This window comes from Psychrobacter sp. AOP7-A1-24, from assembly GCF_052376235.1.
Taxonomy (GTDB): domain Bacteria; phylum Pseudomonadota; class Gammaproteobacteria; order Pseudomonadales; family Moraxellaceae; genus Psychrobacter.
On the sequence record NZ_JBQSVM010000012.1, the window covers coordinates 1 to 23,653 of the forward strand.

Below are 23,653 nucleotides of genomic sequence, written 5' to 3' on the forward strand. Positions count from 1 at the left end.
TTGACTTAAATGGCGCGATATCACTTTACTTAGCCTGAATTGCTTAGGCTTTGATAGCAACTGTGAACGTAGATATTGTTATTGCACTAAATGAGCACTGTCATAGAGTAGTTGGTTAGCTTGGTTATTGAAGCTTTAACTTTACTATTTGTGTGCTAAAAACATGGTTAAAGTGTGGTAAGTGTTTGTATCTTTTATACTAATAGCAACCGCAGTAACTGCGCAAGCATCAGACAAGAAACCAAGAGAGTACTTATGAGTGACTTAAACAGCGATTTAAAAATTACGGTAATCGATCATCCACTAGTCCGTCATAAACTCAGCCTTATGCGCGAAAAAGACTGTAGTACTTATAAATTTCGTACATTAACCAAAGAGCTTGCGCGCTTGATGGCTTATGAAGCAAGCCGTGACTTTGAAATTGAAACCTTCCCAATGCAGGGCTGGTGTGGCGAAATTACTGGTGAGCAAATCATCGGTAAAACGGCGACTATCGTACCGATTCTACGTGCAGGTATTGGCATGCTTGATGGGGTGCTCGATTTGATCCCTACTGCTAAAATCTCTGTGGTCGGTCTACAGCGTGATGAAGAAACGCTACAGCCAGTCCCGTTCTTTGAAAAATTCGTTAGCCACATGGACAAACGTCCTGCGCTGATCATTGATCCAATGCTAGCCACAGGCGGCTCAATGGTTGCGACCATCGAGATGCTAAAGAAAAATGGCTGTACTAACATTAAAGCATTGGTATTAGTGGCTGCACCTGAAGGCGTACGTTTGGTAAATGAAGCGCATCCTGACGTGACTATCTATACCGCTGCATTAGACAGTCATTTAGATGAGCATGGTTATATCATCCCAGGTCTGGGTGATGCTGGTGATAAGATTTTTGGTAAGCAGTTATCTAACAGATAAATCGCATTAGGGTAAATAAAGCCGTCATCAAAGTTATGGCAACAGCAAACAGCATCAACAATAAGGACAGATAATGAACGTATTGATTACAGGAGCAAGCGCGGGGTTTGGTAAAGCGTTGGCAGAGCGTTTGGTTGCTAACGGCCATCGCGTGATTGGTTGCGCCAGACGCCTTGATAAACTGAATGCGTTGGCAGAGACTCTAGGTGAGGCTTTTTTACCCGTGGTTATGGATGTGAGTGATACAGCTTCTATCCCGCAAATAATCGCAGATTTACCTGATGGTTTTAATCAAATAGATGTCTTGGTAAACAATGCTGGACTGGCACTTGGTACAGAGCCTGCTCACAAAGCCAGTCTTGATGACTGGATGCGCATGACTGATACCAATATTAAAGGTTTGATGGCGTTAACCCATGCCGTCTTGCCAGCGATGGTCGATCGCGATAGCGGTTATATCATCAACGTCGGTTCGATTGCTGGTAGCTGGCCTTATTTTGGTGGTAACGTTTACGGCGCCACTAAAGCGTTTGTAAAACAATTCAGCTTAAACTTGCGAGCGGATCTGATTGGCACCCAAGTACGTGTGACCAATCTTGAACCTGGTAACGTGGCTGGCACTGAGTTTTCAAACGTGCGCTATCATGGTGACGATGACAAAGCGGCCAAGGTTTATGACGGTTTTAAAACCATGACAGGTGAAGATATCGGCGATATTTTATTATGGCTAATCGAATCGCCTGCTCATATTAACGTTAACCGCCTAGAAGTAATGCCTGTCGCTCAGACCTATAATGGATTGACGATTACCAAGCAAGGTTAATACTATTTGCTGTGTTGGTTATCATACTGGCTTTAATTATTGATATATCACTTATCAACACCGACCTTGTTAGCGTAGTTCATAAGACCGAAGCAATATAGAATTATCTATATTGCTTTTTTTTGTGGCTTCGATGGCTTCGAGCGTCTGCTCATTAACCAGACGCAAATCCTGAAAGTCCAAAATCAGCACTTCGTTACGAAGACGCTCACTAGTGCGTTTATTATGTCGTATGGCAAATCCCAATACTTGCTTGCCAGTGATAGTTATCTGATTAATGATTAACTTTAAATTATTCACGTCTAATTTCTGTGACATTTTCTGAGCATTTATGAGTGCAGTCGCTGGATTTACAGTGGTGGTCAATGTTTTCGACTGCCTTACACTTTTGGGCATATCTCCTGCAAAAAACAACACCTGTTTCAGTGGTAAATATTGCGCATGCCGTACCAGCTCTTGACGAAATATAGCAGGCATATCGGTATTAAAGCCATCCTCTGTCTGCTGATAAAATGCCGTGAAGTTACGATGAAGATAACGCCCGAATACCGAAGTATTTATCCATTCTTGATAAACATCATCTGCCAATAACTGCTTAGTAAAAGCATTAGCATCAATTGTGATATTTGCATCTAAAATAGCAGATAGCATCGACAGCAAAAGCGTTTGCGGACTGGTAAATGTCTGTTGCTGCCAAACTTGTGGATATAAGCTACTATCGAGTAATGGGAATGTTGATCTGCTCATGGATTTTATCCTTAACAATCATTGCAGTCATTAAATAGCATTGGTATATGCTTACTAACAGCTTTCAGCATAAGCCAAATTCTATGTTATGGTCAGATAGTTGCTTTAATATAGCAGTCTTTTATTGACGGTATAACTACTTTGTAGTGACATGTTTTGCAGCAAAGTACCTTTAGCTAGGTTGATCGAGACAGTTTAATAAATCAAAGTGATATTACTCTATGAAAAAAACCCTTCTACCCCCTCCTACTCCTTATCAATTAAAGACGATACATATAGATACTGCTGACGGAACGTTGCTGCCCGTATCTGTCATTGGCAAAGGTAAACCTGTCCTATTACTGCACGCTTTTGGGATGGATGCGAGGAAATTTATGCCATTTATTTTACCGCTGATTCAACAATACTGCTTTTATTTGCCGCATTTTAGGGGTTTTGGTTTGGCCAGTGAGCTGACTCTGCCAACGTTTGATTTTATTGAACAATATGCACAAGATACTCAAGAAGTATTTGAGTACGTGAGCGAAGAAACCGGCTTTGAGGCCTTTCCTGTTGCTGCGATATCGATGGGAGCATTGGTCATGTGGGCGTATTTTCAGCGCTTTGGCACTCAGCGCGTGAGTCGTTATCTAAATATTGACCAAGCCCCAATTATTCATAACCAACCAGACTGGCAAGGTGGCGGCGTATTTGGTACACGACAAACCGAGTTGTTTGCGCAATTTACACAGTTAATTACCGACACCGCTTCTTATCTACAAGCGGAGCAAGTGGTCGACTTCCGTCACCTGCCCTATCGATTAAAAGTAAACTTATTAGATATGGAACGCTCTTTTTCTCTACTTTCTGTCAGTAGCAGACCTTCACAATTATTGGTAAAAGCCCTTAGTTATCGGGCACCACACAAAATCTCATTGATGGAACACGCGACTTGGCAACACAAACTGCGTTGCCTATCGGCTTATGTTGCATTACCCTACGATTACCGCGACGTTTTGCCAACGGTCAATATTCCGACTACCTTATTGATTGGTGCACGCTCACAATTATATAGTGCGGAGTGGCAACAGCGTTTGACCACTCTGCTACCCAATGCTCATAGCGTTACTTTGCCAAAATCAGGCCATGCTGTACCAATGGATGCACCAGTTAGTTTTTATAACGTGTTAAAGCAGTTTTTGGGTAGTTGAACTTTAAAACATTGGTTTGAATAGATATAAAAAAGCGACTGTAAAAGTCACTTTTTTGTTGAGTCAGCTGTGAGATGTGTTCACAGAAAACTGAAACTAATCGGTTAAGTCTTGAATCAACTCAAATCGTGGAATTTCTTTACCATCAACCGTGACTGTTTCAGTAAACATCGCAAGCGGACGCACCCACACGCCATATTCACCATATAAGCAACGATATACCACGAGCGATTCTTCAGTCTCTGAATGCTGTGCCGTATGTAATACCTGATAAAGGCTGCCTTTATAGTGGCGGTAAATGCCTTGAGAGATGGTTTTTGTCATAGCAAACTCCTACTATTAAAAAATGGCTGATAATTGTCGCTTCATAAAAAAGGTCGACAATTACTGCCGACCTCGCTTTTAATCATTTTTATAGATTATCTAACCCACCGTCACTTTTGCATAAGCCTTTTTACCTGCTTGAATTACGACCGTTTGACCTGAGATGAGACTAAAACCACCGTCAACCACTTTACCATCTACTTTAACCGCGCCGCGCTTTACCATATCTTTGGCAGCTGAGTTGTTTTTAGCTAGCTTAGCTTGGTTCAATACTTGAGTGATGAATAACGCATCTTGACCTTCTAAATCAAGCATCACTTCTGGCAAGTCAACTGGTAGCTCGCCATCTGCTAAAACATTACCAGCAGATTTGTGTGCATTGGCCGCAGCGTCAGCATCATGGAAACGCTCGATCAATTCTTCCGCTAAGATACGTTTTATCTCTTGTGGATTGCGACCGTCTTCCATTTCATTCATCAAGCCTTCGATTTCTTCCATTGGCTTAAAGCTTAAAAACTCAAAATAACGGCGAATCAAAGTATCCGGCATTGATAACAGTTTTTGGTACATCGTACCTGGTGCATCATAAATACCAACATAGTTGCCCAATGATTTAGACATCTTGTTGACACCATCCAACCCCTCTAAGATTGGTACCGTGATACATACTTGCGGCTCTTGATCATAGCGGCCTTGTAGCGTGCGACCCATCAAAATATTAAAGGTTTGATCGGTACCACCCAGCTCAACATCCGCTTTTAGGGCGATAGAATCATAACCTTGTACCAACGGATACAAAAACTCATGAATGGCAATCGGCGTTTGTGCTGCATAACGCTTAGAGAAGTCATCACGCTCAAGCATACGCGATACGGTTAACTGGCTAGACAATTGAATCATGTCGCCTGCTGACATATCTTTGAACCATTCAGAGTTGAACACAATGCGCGTTTTTTCTTTGTCTAAAATCTTAAATACTTGCTCAGCATACGTTTGCGCATTGACTTTGATTTGTTCATCGGTCAGCGGAGGGCGCGTGCTGTTTTTGCCAGAAGGGTCGCCAATCTTGGCCGTATAATCACCGATTAGAAAATAAATCTCATGACCCAAATCTTGAAAATGTTTAAGCTTATTGATCAATACTGTGTGACCCAAATGTAGATCAGGTGCAGTAGGATCAAAGCCTGCCTTGATACGTAGCGGACGGTTGAGCTTTAGCTTAGCCACTAAGTCATCTTCAGATAATATCTCTTGCGTACCACGCTGAATAAGGGCCAGTTGTTCTTCTAGGGTGTAAGTTTGATTGGTCATGATGCTCTCTATATATCACTTTAATTGGGATTTTTGTGAATGACGGTTACTGGCTCAACACCTTAGGAAGTTTAGAACCTCAAAAGGTTGGAAAAAATGCTAGAATTTGACAGATATACTAGCGTTTTTTAAGGTAAATTGCCATGACCAACCCCGCATCGATTGCTGATACTGACCATAATGCCCTTGCAGACTTGCTTATGAATAATGGTTTGGATAACTCCTCAGACGATATTGATGATTTGACCTCTGATAATTCGAACTATGCCACACTGACCGATGCACTTGAGCAAACGGTGTTTGAAAGCTTCGATGATGGTTTATATATTGGCATGATGTCTGGCACCAGTTTGGATGGTATGGATGCGGTCCTTTGTCAGTTTAATCCTGAGATAAGTAACGAAGATAACACCCAACCACCAATGCGACTGCTTGCAACCTATAGCCAAGACTTTCCACCACGTCTGCGTGAAGTACTGTTAGCATTGTGTCAGCCGAATGGTGTACAAGCATTGACGACTGCTACCGACCAATCAGACGTTGACTCAAAAACCGAGCCAAAGAGCGAACCATATAGCGAGTTGGATTGGTTCGGCTGGGCAAGTCGCGAGTATGCTGTATTCGCGAGCGAAGTGGTCAATACTTTATTGCAACAATCAAATACCGATCCTGAGTCAGTACTGGCGATTGGCTGTCATGGACAAACCGTACGCCATCGTCCACAGATGGGCTTTAGCTTGCAACTGGTCGATGCTAATATTATCGCTGAGCGTACAGGCATCAGCGTGGTCAGTGATTTCCGTCGTCGTGACATGGCAGTTGGCGGTCAAGGTGCGCCTTTAGTACCTGCGTTTCATCAGGCATTGTTTGCCAACCCTGATAGCACTCGTGCGCTATTGAACTTAGGCGGTATTGCTAATATAACGGTCCTGCCAGCTAATGAGGAAGATCAAGTTGTTGGCTACGATACTGGACCTGCCAACTTATTATTGGATGCGTGGACCTCGTTGCATACTGACAATGATTATGACGCAGGTGGCGCTTGGGCGCAGTCTGGAACCATCATTGAACCATTATTACAGCAACTTTTGACACATCCATTTTTTGCTCAGTCTCACCCAAAAAGTACAGGCCGTGAAGACTTTAACTTAACTTGGTTGCAAGATGAGCTACAGGCTTTTGAGCAGGCCAATGCTAACATCAGTTATTCAGCAGCCGATGTGCAAGCAACCTTGACGGAGTTAACGGCCATCAGTGCCAGTACGCAAATCAATATGTTTATCAGTGATTCCAAAAACAGTTCGGTCTATGTTTGCGGTGGCGGCGCATTGAATGACTATCTAATGAAACGTCTGCAAGCACACCTACCTCATTACACCGTACAAACCACTGCACATTTAGGGCTTGCGCCAACGTGGGTAGAAGCTGTTGCGTTTGCATGGTTAGCCAGACAAACACTAATGGGTGAAACTGGCAATTTACCCGCTGTCACAGGTGCAAATAAAGGTGTGGTATTGGGTCAAGTATGTTTCGCCTGACCAGTTAAATTTTAGTTTACATACGTGCACCTATGTGTTTTATAATGACTTTTGAAACGCCATTCTCTTAGGACCTGTAAGTATAGGATATATCGCATGAGCCAGAATAGTAGTTCAACTGTCGACCAAGCCACCACTGATGACAAAAATAATATGACTGCAGCACCTGTACACAAATCGCGTCAAAAACCACCTCACTATGAGCGTTCTGATGATACTCGCGTCGTAGTTACTGGCATGGGCGCTATTACGCCGCTCGGTTTAGACGTCGATAGCTCATGGGCCAAATTGCTCAATGGCGAGAGTGGTATCTCACCAATTACGCATTTCGACGCCACAGGCTACCGTGCGCAAATCGCAGGTGTGATCAAAGACTTTGATGCCAAGCAATATATGAATGCCAAAGATGCGCGTCGCTATGATGAGTTTATGCATTATGGAGTCGCCGCTTCTGCCATGGCACTAAAGCACGCTGGTTTCATCGATGAAGTCAGTGCTGCTGACGCACCTGTGCAAGGCGTTGACCAAGATCGCTTCGGGATTATTTTAGGTTCAGGTATTGGCGGTATCCAAACGATTGAAAACAGTCGTGATACCTTGCATGAAAAAGGTGCAAGCAAAGTCTCACCTTTTATTATTCCAGGCTCTATCGTCAACATGGCCGCTGGACTAGTAGCGATTAAGCATAAGTTAAAAGGTCCAAACCTTGCGACATCAACCGCTTGTACCACGGCGACTCATGCGATGGGTCTTGCCGCTCGTTTGATTGCTTATGGTGATGCCGATGTTATGTTGGCTGGTGGTAGTGAAAAGGGCTCTAGCCCACTTGGTATAGCTGGCTTTAGTGCGATGCACGCACTCTCTACTCGCAACGATGAACCAACCAAAGCGTCACGTCCATTTGATAAAGGTCGTGATGGGTTTGTCCTTGGTGACGGTGCTGGCGTAGTGGTATTGGAAAGTCTTGCCCATGCCAAAGCACGTGGTGCAACGATATTAGCAGAGCTGGTCGGTTTTGGTATGAGCGATGATGCCAGTCATATTACCGCGCCACCAGAAGACGGTAGCGGTGCAGCAAAAGCGATGAAAAATGCACTAAACGATGCCGGCATCGAATCATCAAGCGTAGGTTATGTCAATGCGCATGGCACTAGCACCCCTGCTGGTGACGTGGCTGAGTCTATTGCTATCGAAACTGTTTTCTCACCTGTAAAAGACAGCATCTTAGTCAGCTCAACTAAATCAATGACAGGGCATTTACTTGGTGCCGCTGGCGGGGTTGAAGCCATCTTTACCGTACTCGCTCTACAGAACCAGCATGTGCCACCGACGATTAATCTAGACGATGTCGAAGACAACTGTAACCTCGATTACGTCGCAAACAAATCACGCAAAGTTGATAACTTGCAGTATGCAGTGTCTAACAGCTTTGGCTTTGGTGGTACCAATGGCTCCTTGGTATTTGCTCGCTGGCCTATTAATCAATAACAGCCACCTATCTACATCTCAGCGCATAGTAATGAATGCGTTGTAACGTTGGTGTCAGATTTGCTACGTTTGTCCACTTGCAGCCCCTTATCGTACTTGCGTATGATAAGGGGTAATTTTTGGAACATTTATGGAAGATACCATGTCAAGCTACTCATTTTCCCATCAGTTTTATCAACGCTGGACGTGTGCACCTGAGCCAGTACGCGCAGCGATTACCCAAGAACTAAAAGACATCACTACTCTGCTGCAATCTGACACCTCATTTGAAGACTTTACTTTTAACACCCATGATTTAGATACTCATGTAGACGAGCTATATGATAACTACAATGCAGAGCAAGCCATTGCTAAAGCAATCACGGATAAACAAGAACAAGAAGAAGCCGCTGCAAAACAAAAACTAGAAGAAGAGCAAAAGAAAAAAGAGGCAGAAGAAGCCACACGTAAAGCAGAAAAAGCTCTAGAAGAACAAGAAGAACAAGAAAAAAATGAGCAGGCAGCGTTAGAGAAAGACAACGATAAAGAGCTGCCTGCTAATGATGTAGAAAAATCAAGCACAAATAAAGTCGTGACAGATAGCGCTGTTACTGATGACTCTAGTGCAAAGACTAAAAAGTTAGCATCAGAAACAACTAATACTAAAGATAACGCTAGCGATAACAAAAATACTGACAGCAAAGCCATTAGTGAACAAACACAGGCGCTTAGTGATAATCACATTAAAGATATAAACAACAAAGCCAGTGCAGCGATTAACTTGGCATTAAAAGACGCGAAGCTAGATACGACACATCAACTGCTAATCCGTGAGCTGGAAACACAGATTGATGACTATTTAAGCGAACAAATGATGCTAATGTCTGAAAATTTAAAGTCTTGGCTACGTGCTGAGGTCACCCAACACTTTAGCAAACAGAGTGACTCAACTGCTGACAACGAAGCTGCTAAGGAAAGTATTCACTAACAACAGTGTATATTTTTCAATATTAGACTTACCGTTAGAAATAACCGCTCAGTAGTAAGTATTAGACAACAAACAATAAAAAGCCCCGTAAATAACTTACGGGGCTTTTTAATGCTTTTATTTAATATTTTGAGCTTAGTATTAAATGGCTTTGGTACGTTCAGTCAGCCATTCAAGCGCTGCGCCTTCAACACGATCTTTTAGCTCTGCTAAAACTTGGCTATGATAGTCATTTAGCCAATCTATCTCTGTTTGATCCAACAACGACGGCTCAATCAGGCGCGTATCGATTGGGCAATAAGTGATGGTCTCAAAGTTTAAGAAGTCACCAAACTCTGTTTCAGTGGGCTTAGCAACTGGCGTATTCACTACCAAGTTCTCGATACGGATACCCCATTTGCCTTCGCGGTATAGACCTGGCTCATTACTAGAAATCATACCGACTTTCATCGCACGCTCTTTTGGTGTGCTAGCGCTATAGGCGATAACTTGTGGGCCTTCGTGTACGTTTAAGAAATAGCCAACGCCGTGACCCGTACCATGACCATAATCCATCTGTGCTTGCCACAACGGCGCACGGCAAATAGCATCAATTAACGGTGAGGCGATACCATCAGGGAAATGCGCTTTCGCCAAGGCAATATGGGCTTTTAAGACAGTAGTAAAGTCGCGTTTATGCTCAGAGCTTACTTGCCCGATACCAACTACGCGGGTGATATCTGTCGTACCGTTTTGATACTGTGCACCTGAGTCAATCAGTAGTAATCCCCCTTCGCCCTCAGCCACATCAAGATAGCTAAAGTTTTCTGGCGTAGCGCGGTAATGTGGCAACGCACCGTTCTCATTAAAGCCTGCGATAGTCGGAAAACTTGGTGAGACATAATGTGGCTGTTGACTACGTACATCTATTAGCATGCTATCCACATCTAGCTCACTTAAACGCTCGCCGTCTGCTAGACGCTGTTCAAATGTAGCAAAAAATTCAGCCAAAGCAGCACCATCTTGACGCATTGCTTCACGCACATGATCAATATCTGCATCTGACTTCACAGATTTAAGCAATGTACTAGGCGCCATTTGCTCGATAAAGCCAACATCATCTGCCATTTTTGAGAGTGTACCTACTGCGACTTTGCTCGGATCTAACAATAGTAAATCGTTTGGCGTTAATTCACTTAATGCATCCTGTACAGCAGAATAGTTAGCCAATGTGATACCGCTGTCTTTTAGACTTTGGGCAATATCTTCGCTCACTTTATCGTTATCAACGAACAGCGTTGCATTGTCCGCGTCAATCAACATATGTGACAAGAATACCGGATTATAATCAACATCAGCACCGCGCAAGTTCGTCAACCAAGCGATATCGTCTAGACTTGAAAGTAAATGATGGGTCGCACCTGCTTCTGCCATACCTTCGCGTACTGCAGCAAGTTTCGAGGTAGCAGTCTGAGCAAGGAACTGAGCATCATGGGCATATAACTTGGCCGCCGGTAGTGCTGGGCGATCTGCCCAAATCTCTGTTAATACATCACGCTCAGTGATCAAAGTAATGTCGTTGGCATCAAAAGCATTTAACAGGCGATCTTGTTCAGCGATAGACAGCACATTACCATCTACTGCCACGCTATCCCCTTCTTGCAAATGCTCGGCTAACCAATCGATATGATTTGGCTGACCTGGCGCAAGCTTTTCTAAAGTAATACCTGTACCTTCTAACTGATCAGCAGCATGTACCCAATAACGGCTATCCGTCCATAAACCTGCAAAGTCAGCAGTCACGACTAGCGTGCCGACAGAACCGGTAAACCCTGACAGCCATAAGCGTGCTTGCCAGTACTCTGGTAGGTATTCAGATAAATGTGGATCAGCAGAGGGTACGATGATTGCGGTAAGGTCTTGCGCTGCTAAGGTGCTACGTAAATTAGCAATACGTTCGTGAATGGCTTGTTTATTCATTAAATGTGTCCTTATAGATGTTATGAAATATGATGATGACGCGATTATTTACAATCGTCTTGTTCTAATAGTTGTCTTGTTTGAGTTATTGATACTGCTTTGGTTTTAATAAGACATTTGTTATCGGTAGTAGTTATCCAAGCAAGCTGTTATTTATCTAACTATGTTTGTTTGGATAATTAATTCTGTTTATTAAGAATAGAAAACTGAGATAAATACAAGCTTACAAAACGCTGTACTGATACTTGTCCTGAGCTATTATTAGATGTTTGGGCGGATAGTAAGCTTTCAATAGCTTGTGCCAAATATCTCACTAACTAAAACAATAAAACGTGCTACCAATTATGGTAACACGTCTCGTCATGCGTCATTTGTGCTGTTGTTATTCACAAATGTACATCAGACTATCTTATTGCTTGGCCAGTTGTTTCTCACGCTCGCTTTCTTTGAGCATTTTATTGATAGGTTTTGCTAGTATCAATAATATTACAGCGGTAACTACCAAGAAGATGGTCATGGTGGTAAATAGGCCTGGAAGCCCTTCGATTTTATCAGCAGATACATGTCCACCGAAGAATGCGGCGACCAAGTTACCCATAGCAATAGAGGCAAAGAACAGCCCCATCATTTGCCCTTGCATACCCTCTGGTGCCAGCTTTGTCATGGCAGACAAACCAACTGGGCTCAATGCTAGCTAGCTCACCTAGCGTCAATAATAATAAACTACCAACCAACCATAATGGCGATGCCAAGCCAGCACCAGGCGCTAAAATACTTTTTGAGGCAAAAATCATCAAAGCAAAACCTGCGGCTGCAAGTAGCATACCGAGTGCAAACTTAGCCATACTGCTAGGCTCAAGACCTCGGTTGCCAAGCTTGACCCAAATAATACTAACGATCGGTGCCAACATTAGAATAAATAGCGGGTTCAATGACTGGAACCAAATACTTGGTATCTCAAATCCTAAAACATTTAGATCGGTATAACGATCGGCAAATAAGTTAAAAGACGTTGGCTGCTGCTCAAAGCTTGACCAAAACAGCGTCGAACCGATGATTAAGACAAAGCAAATTAACAAGCGTAGTTTGTCAGTCTTATCCAATCGCGGTGAGATAAACATAATAGCAAAATACAAGATGACCACCGCAGCAATGATATACGTCATATACTCTGCAACCATCTCAGGGTTGAACGATATCATACCGGTAGACACTAGTAGCACTGCAGCTACTAGCAACGCGACGAAGCCACCAACCCAGCGACCGATGTTTTTGTAATGGTCATTGGACTTTTCCCATTCGGCAGAGATGCCTTTAGCGCGTGCATAACGCGTTAAGTTCTTTTGTGCGACAAAACGATAGATCAGTAATGAGACCAGCATACCCAAACCACCAACGCCAAAGCCGACATGCCACATGCCTTTTTCTTTGAATACGCCAACGATAAGTGCTGCTAGTAACGCACCGATGTTGATACCCATATAGAACAAGGTAAAACCGCCATCACGGCGAGAGTCACCTTTAGGATACAAAGCACCCACCATCACTGAGATACAGGTCTTAAACAACCCTGAACCTAAGACAATACAGATTAAACCAACAAAGAACAGCGTCATACCAAACATCGCTGAAAGCGCGATACACAAGTGACCAAGGGCAATAATGATACTACCCCACCACAATGCACGCTCTTGACCTAGCCAGTTATCTGCTAGCCAACCACCTGGTACTGCTGCTAAGTATAACGAACCCGCAAAAATACCATAAATAGCGGAAGCGGTGACTTCACTGAAGCCAAAACCGCCACTGCTCACTGTTGCCACCATAAATAAAACCAATAGTGGACGAATACTATAATAGGAGAATCGCTCCCACATTTCGGTAAAAAACAATGGGCGTAAGGGCGCAGGATGTCCCATAAAGCCATTGTCTAGTGCCTCTAGCTCTGCTGCACTAGCCCCCGATTTTGTTTCTGTGCCCATAACTTTATTCCTTTAAAGATCATATTTGTAATGACCAAAACCCTGACTATTCAGGTGGACGGTCATATAGGCGGAACATTGTTTCACTTGGTTATGGGCAAGTAAAGAAAAAGTTGGTTAAAAATTACACAAATACTCATAAAAAAGAACCCGCTCTCAATGGTTGAGAACGGGCTCTTTTTCTGACCATACAGGCCAGTAATATTATACTTACAGCACTGTTCATATAGGCTTCATAATACAGCTCATTTTATCATTGAATAGCACTAGTAGCACTATTTTGAATCAGTGACATATTCATACTATAGATTACTGTGCTGCAGTCTCATCAGTAGCTTCGCCAGCATCTAAGTCACCGTCCGCTTGCTCAGCTGTCAAATCAGCATCGGCAACAGCAGCTTGGTTCACAGTGCCAGAAGCAGTTGCTGTACCGGCTTCTGCAGTAACAACTGCACTATCTGCATCTGTCGCTGGTGTCACGGTTGCATCTGCTGCAGTATCAAGTGCTGCAGCATCTGACGGTTCTTCTGTTGTTGCAGCTGCTGCATCGGCTGGAGCCGCTTCTTCTTCGGTAGCAGTGGCTTCTGCCTCATCTGCCGCAGCTGACGCTTCAGTTGTCTCAGCAGTGATATGCTCGCCTGCTGGACGTAAAAATGCAGAAATACCAATAAGTAAGACAATACCTAAGAACATGGCAATGCCACCTAAAGCGAATAACAGCTCTTTTTTTGGATTGTTATTGACGATACCTTCTGACATACCTTATCCACCTTGCACAAAATATTTGAAATATTGACCTATTATATCGCAATTTATACTGATTTGTGAAAACCCTTAAGTATTTAAAGGGTTTATTATTCACAATTCTAACATTCGTTTTTGGCACTTGTGACAGCCAACTGCTTAATAAGCTGTTCATCACTCGAAACCCATACCTCTCACATCACAATATTACTTAGCCAAACGTACTGGAGCCTTTGCTCTTTTACCCAAATAGCTAAGTATCAGCAACAGTGCCATGATAAACAAAATAGGATACTGACCAAAGCGCATGAATGGCGTGTTGCCAACTCGTGCCTGAATATCACCGCGCAATACAGTACGTTCAAACTGCGGTGCGCGCTCTAAGATACGACCTTTATGGTCGATAATAGCCGTCACTCCTGTGTTGGTCGCACGCATAAACCAGCGGCCATTTTCTAACGCACGCATCTGTACCATCTGTAGATGCTGTAGTGGGCCTGCCGACGTACCAAACCAAGCATCGTTTGAGATGGTTAATAAGAAGTCTGTGCCAATCGCATTTTTGCGCGTGGTATCTGGATACGCCACTTCGTAACAAATGGCTGCACCTAAATTATGCCCTCGCACACGTAGCGGTGACTGCTGATCACTACCGCGACTATAGCTCATGATATCTTGGCTACCTGCTAGATTAGGCAAAATATCAAGCACGCCTTCAAATGGGATATATTCACCAAATGGGACTAGGCGCTGCTTTTTATACAAACCCTCCGCCTCTGCCCCTAGCGCGACCACACTATTATAAAATGGCGGATATTTATCTGTACTGGCATCAAATGCTGCTTCATCCTTATAAGGAATACCTGTCACCCATGTCGTGTCAGTCTCTTTGGCCATCTCTACCATTTCACTGATAAAACCAACGGCTTCTGTCTGAAACATAGGGATCGAAGACTCAGGCCACAGCACAATGTCACGCCCCCATTCGTCACGAGTCAATGTTGCATAGATTTCTAGGGTTTCTATCTGATATTCGGTGAGCCATTTTAGGTCTTGTGGGATGTTGCCCTGAATCAAAGACACTGATAAGTCAGGGGTACCCTTTGGTTTGGTCCACTGCGGATTGATCAACCATAGCGCGCTACTAATGATTAACAATGCTATCGATGGAATCATATAACCAGCGCGGCGACGCAATAGCTCAACAATACTAGCAGCCAATAGTACCGCTACAAAGGAAACCGCAAAGACGCCAGCCACAGGTGCTAGCGAGGACAGCCAGTACTGTTCAGTAAATGCATAACCGACAAACAGCCATGGAAAACCTGTAAATAGCCAAGTTTTCATCCACTCTTGAAGTATCCAAAGGGCAGCAAAAGATAACGGCTGCTTGCCAACCACGCGATTGAATATTAGCGCCAAAAATCCATGGAACAACCCCATACCCAGACCCATAAGTGCAATCATAATCAGCGCAAGCCATGCGGGTGTATCACCATAGACATGAATAGACGTGTACAACCAAAATGCGCCAACACACCACAACCCCGTACCATAGGCTTGACCAATTAGAAAGGCGCGGCGACCTGTCATTGCTGGCACCAATAACGCATATAAAATAGCAGGTGATACCAAAGCAACCGGCCAAATACCATAAGGCGCGAGCGCGAATATAAAAGCTGCCCCTGCCAGCCAAGCTATTAGTACCGTCAACCCCATATGTAAACCTTTAGGCTTATCGGGGTTCAGACGTTTTTGCAAATCAACAGTAGACAGACGCATAGCAGTTATCCAAAACCATATTTTCTAAAATTTCTCAGCTAAGCTGTGAGATAAAACTCACGCAAAGCTTGACTGCATAATGCTTTATGCAGAGCCACAAATAGAACCCACCCATGATACCAGTCAAAATCTACAAGTGGGTAAATTTGCGTAGCTAAAACCTCATTCTAAAAAGTAAAAGGCGGAAAGCAAAAAAACACGATTTTTCATCGTGTTTTTTATTGAATTTGCTAGAAACGAGATGGTCAGGAACTGTATTCATTGGTCACTTACTATAACCATATGGGCACATTAGTGGCTACCTATCAATATCTGTTGCTCGTCATTGATTTTAGTCAGCTCTAAATTTTGGATAAATCGCCCTTCTACATCAGTAATGGTAATTTGCCAGTCATCTATCATGACGCTTTCACCTTCTAAATCGCCCACGAAGCCAAGCGCTTGCATGACCAAACCACCCATCGTATCGACATCGGTATCGTCAAAACGGCTACCAAGCTCATCGTTACAGTCTTCAATCACTGTAGATGCTTGGACGCGCCATGTATTTGGCTTTTCTGGATCAGGAACGATATTATTAATGTCACTGTCTTCATCAAAATCATCATGCTCATCGACGATGTCACCGACGATCTCTTCTAACAAATCTTCCATGGTGACGACACCACCAAAGTTACCAAACTCATCAACGACAATCGCCATATGCACTTGGGTACGCTGCAATGAGCGTAGTAAGGTATCAGAACGCGCCGTTTCACTGATATATAACGGTTGGCGCACCAAGTCTCTAAGACGTTTACTGTCAATTTTGTCTTCTTGGTTGCGGACCATATGTACCAGAATCGGAATCAAGTCTTTTGCCAATAAGATGCCGATAACTGCATCATCATCTTGACTGTCAAAAACAGGATAGCGCGAGTGAGTGGTATCAAGAATGATGTCCATCACTTCGGCAAGACTGGTGCTCTCATGCAGGCCAACCACTTGTGGTCGCGGTGTCATGATTTCGCGAACTTGTGTCGCAGGCAAATCTAGCACGCCTTCTAACATATCGACCGTATCAGGCTCTAAAAACTGGCGCGAGTCTTGTACCAGACGAATCAATTCATCACGGGTTTCGGGGGCGGTCGATAGCCAGCGTTTTAAGCCGCGCATCGACCAACTACTCGGGCTGGGAGTGTCGTCAGACATGGTGGTGTGATTTAACCTCTTTAGTTAATAAAAATTGGAGTTATATTCGATAAAAAACGAAAAATACTCAATAAAAAACAAGTAGAGCCTAGATGGGGATAAAAGTGGTAAATAAAACAGCTGATTTATCATTAATTAATGGATAAATAATAAATTTGCTAATACAAATTAGCTTCACTTTATCTCAAGGCTCATCGACATTCAACGATAAATTCACTCAAATTATATTGTCAGCGTGTTATAAACTTTGCTATGGTCAAAGCCTTTATTTATCAAAACAAACCTTATGTCGCTACGTTCCATTTTTTCTCGCTTGCTTTCGTCGCGTTCACGCAGTCGACTTATAGACAGTCGCGACTCAGAGAGCCAAAAATTAGAAAGTAAAATATCAGGAAACCACACACCAGAAAGTAGGCAGCCAAAGTCTACATGGCGACATCGTCTTACGATTTTTTTGATTGCCGTTACGTTGTTGTTATCAGCAATTTGGTTGCTATTAGCGATTTGGTATCAGTACGGCATCAGCTCAGTATTAACTTGGCTTGCGACAATAGCGATTGCCAGTATATTAGCCGCATTGCTAAGTACACGTTATTGGGATACTGTCACAAAAGTATTGCAAAATGACTCACGGTCGAATAAAAGGTTAATTAGCAAAGGCACCGTAACCAAGGTACTTATCGGCATATACAGCACTGTTTGGCTCATAGGTTTAGGTTGGTTTTTTTCTATCGAGCCTAAACAAGATCGAGAATGGATGGCTGAGGTCGACCAGCAGGTTTCCTATGAGCGCGATGCGACCAATCCTGATTTGGTTACTTTAACCAATGTACGTAATTTTGATTGGCAGACCGAAGCAAATGCTAATGAGCATTGGGATACCCGTACGATTGATTTGTCTAAACTATCAGGCGTCGATGTGACCAACTCTTACTGGATGGGGCCGCTCATTGCTCATACCTTGGTTAGCTTTCGATTTGAAGATGATAGACCACTTGCCTTCTCATTTGAGATTCGTAAAGAAGACGGCGAGTCTTTTTCGGCGCTAGCTGGTTTTTTTCGACGCTATGAGCTGAGCCTAATTGCCGCAGAAGAGCGCGATATTATCTATACACGCAGCAATGCGCGCGGTGAGCAGGTTTATCTGTTTCCTATCAGTAATTTGCAACAGCACGAAGTGAGATCACTGTTTGAATCTTACCTAACGGCGGCTGATGATTTGAACACTAAACCTGCTTGGTACAATACATTGGTCAGTAACTGCACCAATATTATCTTTTATATGGCGCGTATCGTGAGTGGCGATCGCTTACCATGGGATTATCGAATTTGGGTATCTGGTTGGCTACCAAACTATCTATATGATGTGGGCATGTTGGATGCAGCGCCCGAAAAAGACAACCAGCCTTGGTCAATGAACACATGGTATGAACGCACTCATATCAACCCAAAAGCAAAGGGCTTTGATAATCAGACTAACTCACAGTCTAGTGTTAGTAGAGATGAAAACAGTAGCGAATTTTCGCAACAGATTCGTCAAGATATACCGATACCATCATTGGCAAACTCACAAGCCAGTGCTGAAGCAAAAGCCAAATCTACGGCTCAATCATCTGACTAACACTGGTAGAAATGCTTTCTTGTAACTAAATCAACTTGAGACAACGATGAACTAAGGGTTAACCCAATTAATTACCCGCGTTTCCATCTCTTCATCAGACATGCCGATTTCAGTGACACAGCGTCCAGCGACACCTACGTTGGCCGCTCGCATTTGCTGTTGTGTCATTACAGCGTCCTCGGTCAATAACAAATGCCAGCTTGGTAAGCCTTGCCCTTTATATAGACGCTTATAGGCACAGTGTGACGGTAGCCACATCATGTTTGGCAAGTTTTCCATAGTCAGCTGAATACAATCTGGTACGTACTCTTGACGCGTTGCATAGTGACTGCAATATCCGGTTGAGCAGTCCATCAGCTGGCACGTGACATCGGTATATTCAACCAATTCTTCATCGTCATCATTGTCGATATACTTGATCAGGCAGCAACTGCCGCAACCATCACACAATGCTTCCCACTCGCTATGATTTAACTCATTTAGTGCAAATCGCGACCAAAACTGCGAGCGTAGTGGCTCAGGCCTAGAATCAGAACCAGCACTAAAATCGACATCAGCACTATCAGGAAACAAACTTACCGACTGGACAGGCGTGACTGCTGAATCGAAACCTGAGTTCAAGTCTGATTGGTCATGATTTTTGTTTAATAAGTTTATAGTCATAGAGTCGCAGTAGCATTTTGATAAAGAGCGTTACAGTATTATAGCTGTTTTTGCTAGACATGGGCGTTAAGGTAGTACGAGTTAGGAAAACGAACCATCATAATGACAAATAATTAAAACTCACAACATAAAAAGGGACAATAATATGTCAATTAAGACTTTTGAATTAATCAGTACTACCGAGAATGGTGTTGAACTTATCAGCTATGCTGCACTACCAGAGGACGCATCAGATGAAAAACCAGCAGCAGGCATCTTAGTTGCCCCAGAATGGTGGGGCGTCGTCGATCATCCAAAATCAGTGGTCGAGCGTTTGGCAGAAGCAGGCTATGCGGCTGTAGCAATGGACGTATACGGCGAAGGTAAATTAACCACTGATGCGGCAATGGCAAATATGTGGATGGAGCAAGTACTTGCCGATCAAGACACGCTAATGTCTCGCTGCCGCTTAATCCTCAATGATTTCAGTGATCAGCTATCAGTCGACGGTGACAACTTAGGCGCAATTGGTTACTGCTTCGGCGGTAAAGTAGTACTAGATATGGCTCGTGAAGGTATGCCATTAAAAGCAGTCGCAACTTTCCACGGAAACCCATCGGCAAAACAACCAGCGGATGAAAACTTCGCCGCAAAAGTGTTAGTCGCTCATGGCCGTGATGATTCAATGGTATCAATGGATGCTATCGAAGGTCTAAAATCAGAGCTAGACGCAGCTGATGTGGACTATACTATCGACGTCTATGACAATGCTAAACATGGCTTTACCAATCCACAAGCCGATGAGCGTGCTGCTAAAAATGAAGTAGATCTTGGCTATAATGAAGCGGCTGCTAAACAAAGCTGGGAAAACATGCTTGAGTTCATGAAAGCCAACTTGGCATAAGAATCATTGTTAGAATCGTCGTTTATAAGATTTTATTTTAAACAACAAGCCATTTGACGAGCCTATTAGAAGCCTTTGTTTAAGATGGATTTATACGACAAGTAAGAAACAAGTAAGAAAATAGTCATTACCAAAAGGGTAGCTTAATTATTGAGCTGCCTTTTTATTTTGAGTGTCATTTAGCATTTATCTTTTAGATAAGTCATTAGAGTAGTCTTGTGCTTCTTTTCGAATCACGTCATTATCACTTTACTATAAACTGGATTGAGTGACGAAGATGTTGTATCTAATGGTGACCCAGTTGGGCTGGCTGGCTTTTACGATTTTATTGATCGTAGTGGTCGCGTTATATACTAGGATAGCTCGAAGAATCGAGCATCTACGCCGTGATGTGACGAAACTGCAAGCTGAGCTTGAGCAGCAAAGACATCGTAGTATGACGTCTCCGTCTGCACCTTTGGTTGATCAAAGTGAGCATTTAAGCAACACTGCTACTGACGACAATGCTCTTAAAGACTATGACGCTAAAGCTACAGCTTTTGACTCACAAAAACTTTCTCCAGACAATCGTCCGCTTGTATCGCCACCACCGCTTCCTACCGTTACTTCAGACTCGACCATACACGCAGCATCAAACATCTATGATGATAAATCTACAGACAATCATGCTTCTATAAATACGCAAAATCCAACGTCTACCCCATCTATTGAGCCTGACGAACGCTCATTACCTATCGTTACCTCACTAATTCATTCAATAAAAAACTGGTTTTTCGGCGGTAATTTAGTTGTGCGGGTCGGCGTACTGGTACTGCTGGTAGGTGTGGTGCTCCTGCTTCGCTTATTAAGCGAATATATCGAGATTTCGATTGCAACAAAGCTGACAGCAGTTGGTGTTACAGGGTTGGCATTGGCAGCACTGGGATTGAAGTTAACCGCAAAACGTTTTTCTTACGGTATCACGTTACAAGGCGCAGGCTTAGCAATTACGTATCTAAGCACCTTTTTTGCTTATAGCGTTTATGAAATCCTTCCTAGTATCCCAAGCTTTATCGGGCTTGGGTTATTATCTGCTATTACCGTTGCCCTCGCCGTACGTCAAAATGCCTTCCCATTAGCATTATTGGCGTTATCTGGTGGGTTTTTTGCACCGATTTTGACAAGTGAGGATACTAGTAGCTTGACCACGTTATTCAGCTACTACTTATTATTAAACGTCACCATTGCCGTCATTGCTCACTATCGACCATGGAAAATATTGAATATATTTGGTGTGATGGTGACATTTGGTTTGGCATACTATTGGGGAATAAGCGAGAACCTGAGCGCCGTCATTGAAACGCAGCGCTGGTCATTGGTAGCATTGGTTATCTTACACTGGCTGCTGTACCTATTCGTCGTCATTCGTTATGCGCAGCAAATCATCACCTATAATGCGCTAAATGAAAGGGATCTCAGCCGTACCGATAGTGCCGATATCGCAAGGCATTCAGACAAAATCTATATAGGCAGCTCCTACGTATTTCCTATTGATACTGGCTTGTTGTTTTCAGTACCGCTACTGGCTTTTGGATTGTTTTCTACTTTACTAAACGACATCTCTAATGCCTTAACCATTACCAGTGCCATCTTGGCGGCAGTTTATCTTGGGATAGGCTGGTTGTTCATCCAGCGCAGTAGATGCTATGCTTTAATCACCGAAGGGATGCTGGCGCTAGGATTAGGATTTTTTGCACTCGTTATTCCGCTGACGCTAAATGCTGAATGGATTGCTTTCGGTTGGTCTGTACAAGGATTGGCGCTAGTATGGTTTGGACGACGCTCGCTGCGGTCGTGGTCTGTGTTATTCGGCTTATTATTACAGCTAGTCAGTATTGGTATGCTAGTGACAACAGCGACATTCTCTAGCAAAGACTACCCCGTTTTAGCCTTTAGTATTTCAGCGCTCAGCTATCTAGCGTCCGTCTTTATCTTGCGCGCTAGCAACTCTCCTTCTGCGCTGATTAGTACGTTAGACGGCATTAACAACTTTAATAGCCTTAACAATAATGGCGCTACATCCTCCTCAGTCATACAGTCACAAAAACTGGACGTCACATCAGATGCATTAACCAGCTATGCACATGCGCTAGGTGTCAGTATGCCAGCTGCACAGCAATGGCTGACTTCTATCAATAGTCAGAGCCGCGTGTTCAAATTCGTTTGGCACAGCCCTAGATTCATCAAACTTTTAACATTGACGGCGATGGCTTGGATGCTACAAGTATTAATGCTTGATTTGCATCATTGGTTTGATATCTGGCAATCAAGCACGACGGTAATTGGACTGGCAGCACTTATAAGCTTGATCGGTTACTGGGTCATCAATTGCTATCGTTCATGGGCGGAGATTAGACAGCTTAATTATGGATTATTAGCCCTATTTTACTTTATGCTAATACTGCAACTGCCCCAAAAGTTTGAGCAGAATTTGACGTGGGTAACAGCAGAATGGTTGGTGTTCATAGGGTTAATAATTGGCTGGTTAATTATGGGTCAGCTATGGCTAAAAACATGGTTTGATACATGGTCTGATAATAACAACACCTCACGCTATACTGCTGCAAGCTGGCTAGGGACTGGTATCTTACTGATTGCTGCCGCTGCACATTATGGACTGCCAGACTCTGGTGGCGTGATGGCCTTCTTGTTTTCAGCAGCTCTCATATTATTTGGGTTATGGTTCAATCATCGTTATATTGGTCAAAATAAAGAAAATACATCAGCTAATAAAACGTCAAAACAAGGCCTGCTATATTGGTTTGATTGGCAACAGGCACTATTAGGATGTGCTGCCATCTTTGCTCCCATTGCCTTACTTTGGGTCGTTCTCACCAATTGGTCTTACGATGGTGTGATTTGGGCAATGTCTTATTTTCCATTGTTTAACCTGTACGACATCACATCGTGGCTGACGATATTGGTTGGTTTTAGTCTGTATTACATCAGCCAGCGTCGCCACAATGAAACTCTTACCAAGTCGAGTATAGCGGCCAAAACTAAGCACGTATTCACCGCTGAAAATCTGCTAATTATATTGGGACTGATCAGTTTTTGGTTAATCTCTAGCATGTTGGTCCGAACGCTACACGCCTTTATTGGCACGCCATTATGGTATGCAGGCGCATGGCAGAGCGAGCAAGTACAAACAGGACTAACGATTTTATGGACGCTCTTGGCATTGGTCGCCACCATCATAGCGAGTCGCTACTGGCAACGCGCGCTTTGGTTTATGGGTATTGGATTACTAGGTATTGTCGTACTCAAGCTGGTCTTGGTAGATCTGTCACAGACTGAGGCAATTTGGCGGGTGATATCATTCCTTGGTGCAGGCAGTTTAATACTTTTGATTGGTTACCTTGCCCCATTACCACCCGCGCACAAGCACACAGAAAGCCAAAATCATAAGTAATGACAAGTCGGGTTAGGTGAAATTGTCCCGTGAGCACTGTGGTTCTGTAGTAAACTGGGCACCATTAGAAAGTA

At 43.4% G+C, this 23,653-nt stretch carries 17 protein-coding genes and 1 pseudogene; 9 read left to right on the forward strand and 9 right to left on the reverse strand.

Annotation, left to right across the window (positions count from 1 at the left end; translation table 11 throughout):
• Window positions 1-255 precede the first annotated feature (255 nt).
• On the forward strand, window positions 256-915 hold the full coding sequence (gene upp, locus ACT3QQ_RS05865; protein WP_201600324.1) for a uracil phosphoribosyltransferase: 660 nt from the start codon (window positions 256-258) through the stop codon (window positions 913-915).
• A 73-nt stretch (window positions 916-988) separates the two neighbouring features.
• Window positions 989-1,738, forward strand: a complete 750-nt coding sequence (locus tag ACT3QQ_RS05870; RefSeq protein WP_444527270.1) for an SDR family NAD(P)-dependent oxidoreductase — start codon at window positions 989-991, stop codon at window positions 1,736-1,738.
• A 69-nt stretch (window positions 1,739-1,807) separates the two neighbouring features.
• Here ACT3QQ_RS05870 and ACT3QQ_RS05875 read toward each other — a convergent pair whose 3' ends face one another.
• Window positions 1,808-2,485 (reverse strand): hypothetical protein, encoded by a 678-nt coding sequence (locus ACT3QQ_RS05875; RefSeq protein WP_444527271.1) that lies wholly within the window; start codon window positions 2,483-2,485, stop codon window positions 1,808-1,810.
• 221 nt (window positions 2,486-2,706) lie between these two features.
• Here ACT3QQ_RS05875 and ACT3QQ_RS05880 point away from each other — a divergent pair, with 221 nt between their 5' ends.
• Complete coding sequence (locus tag ACT3QQ_RS05880; RefSeq protein WP_444527272.1) at window positions 2,707-3,675, forward strand: alpha/beta fold hydrolase; 969 nt, start codon at window positions 2,707-2,709, stop codon at window positions 3,673-3,675.
• A 96-nt stretch (window positions 3,676-3,771) separates the two neighbouring features.
• Here ACT3QQ_RS05880 and ACT3QQ_RS05885 read toward each other — a convergent pair whose 3' ends face one another.
• A complete protein-coding gene (locus tag ACT3QQ_RS05885; RefSeq protein WP_444527273.1) occupies window positions 3,772-3,999 on the reverse strand; it encodes a DUF1653 domain-containing protein in 228 nt (75 codons plus the stop codon).
• A gap of 99 nt (window positions 4,000-4,098) precedes the next feature.
• The gene (gene tyrS, locus ACT3QQ_RS05890; RefSeq protein WP_444527274.1) at window positions 4,099-5,310 is read right to left on the reverse strand and encodes a tyrosine--tRNA ligase; all 1,212 of its coding nucleotides are present in this window, start codon (window positions 5,308-5,310) and stop codon (window positions 4,099-4,101) included.
• Between the two features lie 143 nt (window positions 5,311-5,453).
• Between tyrS and ACT3QQ_RS05895 the strand changes: the two genes are divergently transcribed.
• The 3 genes from ACT3QQ_RS05895 to ACT3QQ_RS05905 all read left to right on the forward strand — a co-directional run bounded on the left by ACT3QQ_RS05895 (window position 5,454) and on the right by ACT3QQ_RS05905 (window position 9,303).
• Window positions 5,454-6,848 (forward strand): anhydro-N-acetylmuramic acid kinase, encoded by a 1,395-nt coding sequence (locus ACT3QQ_RS05895; RefSeq protein WP_444527275.1) that lies wholly within the window; start codon window positions 5,454-5,456, stop codon window positions 6,846-6,848.
• A gap of 153 nt (window positions 6,849-7,001) precedes the next feature.
• Window positions 7,002-8,336, forward strand: a complete 1,335-nt coding sequence (gene fabF / locus ACT3QQ_RS05900; RefSeq protein WP_444527316.1) for a beta-ketoacyl-ACP synthase II — start codon at window positions 7,002-7,004, stop codon at window positions 8,334-8,336.
• A gap of 130 nt (window positions 8,337-8,466) precedes the next feature.
• On the forward strand, window positions 8,467-9,303 hold the full coding sequence (locus ACT3QQ_RS05905) for a hypothetical protein (protein WP_444527276.1): 837 nt from the start codon (window positions 8,467-8,469) through the stop codon (window positions 9,301-9,303).
• A gap of 141 nt (window positions 9,304-9,444) precedes the next feature.
• Here the strand turns inward: ACT3QQ_RS05905 and ACT3QQ_RS05910 are convergent, their stop codons facing one another.
• The 5 genes and pseudogenes from ACT3QQ_RS05910 to ACT3QQ_RS05930 all read right to left on the reverse strand — a co-directional run bounded on the left by ACT3QQ_RS05910 (window position 9,445) and on the right by ACT3QQ_RS05930 (window position 16,961).
• Window positions 9,445-11,262 (reverse strand): aminopeptidase P family protein, encoded by a 1,818-nt coding sequence (locus ACT3QQ_RS05910; protein WP_444527277.1) that lies wholly within the window; start codon window positions 11,260-11,262, stop codon window positions 9,445-9,447.
• A gap of 409 nt (window positions 11,263-11,671) precedes the next feature.
• A pseudogene (locus ACT3QQ_RS05915) lies at window positions 11,672-13,244 on the reverse strand (peptide MFS transporter).
• A gap of 309 nt (window positions 13,245-13,553) precedes the next feature.
• Window positions 13,554-14,003: a hypothetical protein gene (locus ACT3QQ_RS05920; RefSeq protein ID WP_444527278.1), complete on the reverse strand. Its 450-nt coding sequence runs from the start codon at window positions 14,001-14,003 to the stop codon at window positions 13,554-13,556.
• A gap of 192 nt (window positions 14,004-14,195) precedes the next feature.
• Window positions 14,196-15,770: an apolipoprotein N-acyltransferase gene (gene lnt, locus ACT3QQ_RS05925; protein WP_444527279.1), complete on the reverse strand. Its 1,575-nt coding sequence runs from the start codon at window positions 15,768-15,770 to the stop codon at window positions 14,196-14,198.
• Between the two features lie 291 nt (window positions 15,771-16,061).
• Window positions 16,062-16,961: a CBS domain-containing protein gene (locus tag ACT3QQ_RS05930; protein WP_444521560.1), complete on the reverse strand. Its 900-nt coding sequence runs from the start codon at window positions 16,959-16,961 to the stop codon at window positions 16,062-16,064.
• Window positions 16,962-17,247: 286 nt separating this feature from the next.
• On the opposite strand from ACT3QQ_RS05930, the gene ACT3QQ_RS05935 reads away from it, so the two are divergent.
• Window positions 17,248-18,582 carry an Lnb N-terminal periplasmic domain-containing protein gene (locus ACT3QQ_RS05935; RefSeq protein ID WP_444527280.1) on the forward strand — a complete coding sequence of 445 codons (1,335 nt, stop codon included), beginning with the start codon at window positions 17,248-17,250 and terminating at the stop codon, window positions 18,580-18,582.
• A gap of 51 nt (window positions 18,583-18,633) precedes the next feature.
• On the opposite strand, the gene ACT3QQ_RS05940 is transcribed toward ACT3QQ_RS05935, so the two are convergent.
• On the reverse strand, window positions 18,634-19,155 hold the full coding sequence (locus ACT3QQ_RS05940; RefSeq protein WP_444527317.1) for a YcgN family cysteine cluster protein: 522 nt from the start codon (window positions 19,153-19,155) through the stop codon (window positions 18,634-18,636).
• 235 nt (window positions 19,156-19,390) lie between these two features.
• Between ACT3QQ_RS05940 and ACT3QQ_RS05945 the strand changes: the two genes are divergently transcribed.
• Both ACT3QQ_RS05945 and ACT3QQ_RS05950 read left to right on the forward strand, forming a co-directional pair.
• Window positions 19,391-20,128 carry a dienelactone hydrolase family protein gene (locus ACT3QQ_RS05945; RefSeq protein WP_444527281.1) on the forward strand — a complete coding sequence of 246 codons (738 nt, stop codon included), beginning with the start codon at window positions 19,391-19,393 and terminating at the stop codon, window positions 20,126-20,128.
• 277 nt (window positions 20,129-20,405) lie between these two features.
• Window positions 20,406-23,579: a DUF2339 domain-containing protein gene (locus ACT3QQ_RS05950; RefSeq protein WP_444527282.1), complete on the forward strand. Its 3,174-nt coding sequence runs from the start codon at window positions 20,406-20,408 to the stop codon at window positions 23,577-23,579.
• The last annotated feature ends 74 nt before the right edge of the window (window positions 23,580-23,653 follow it).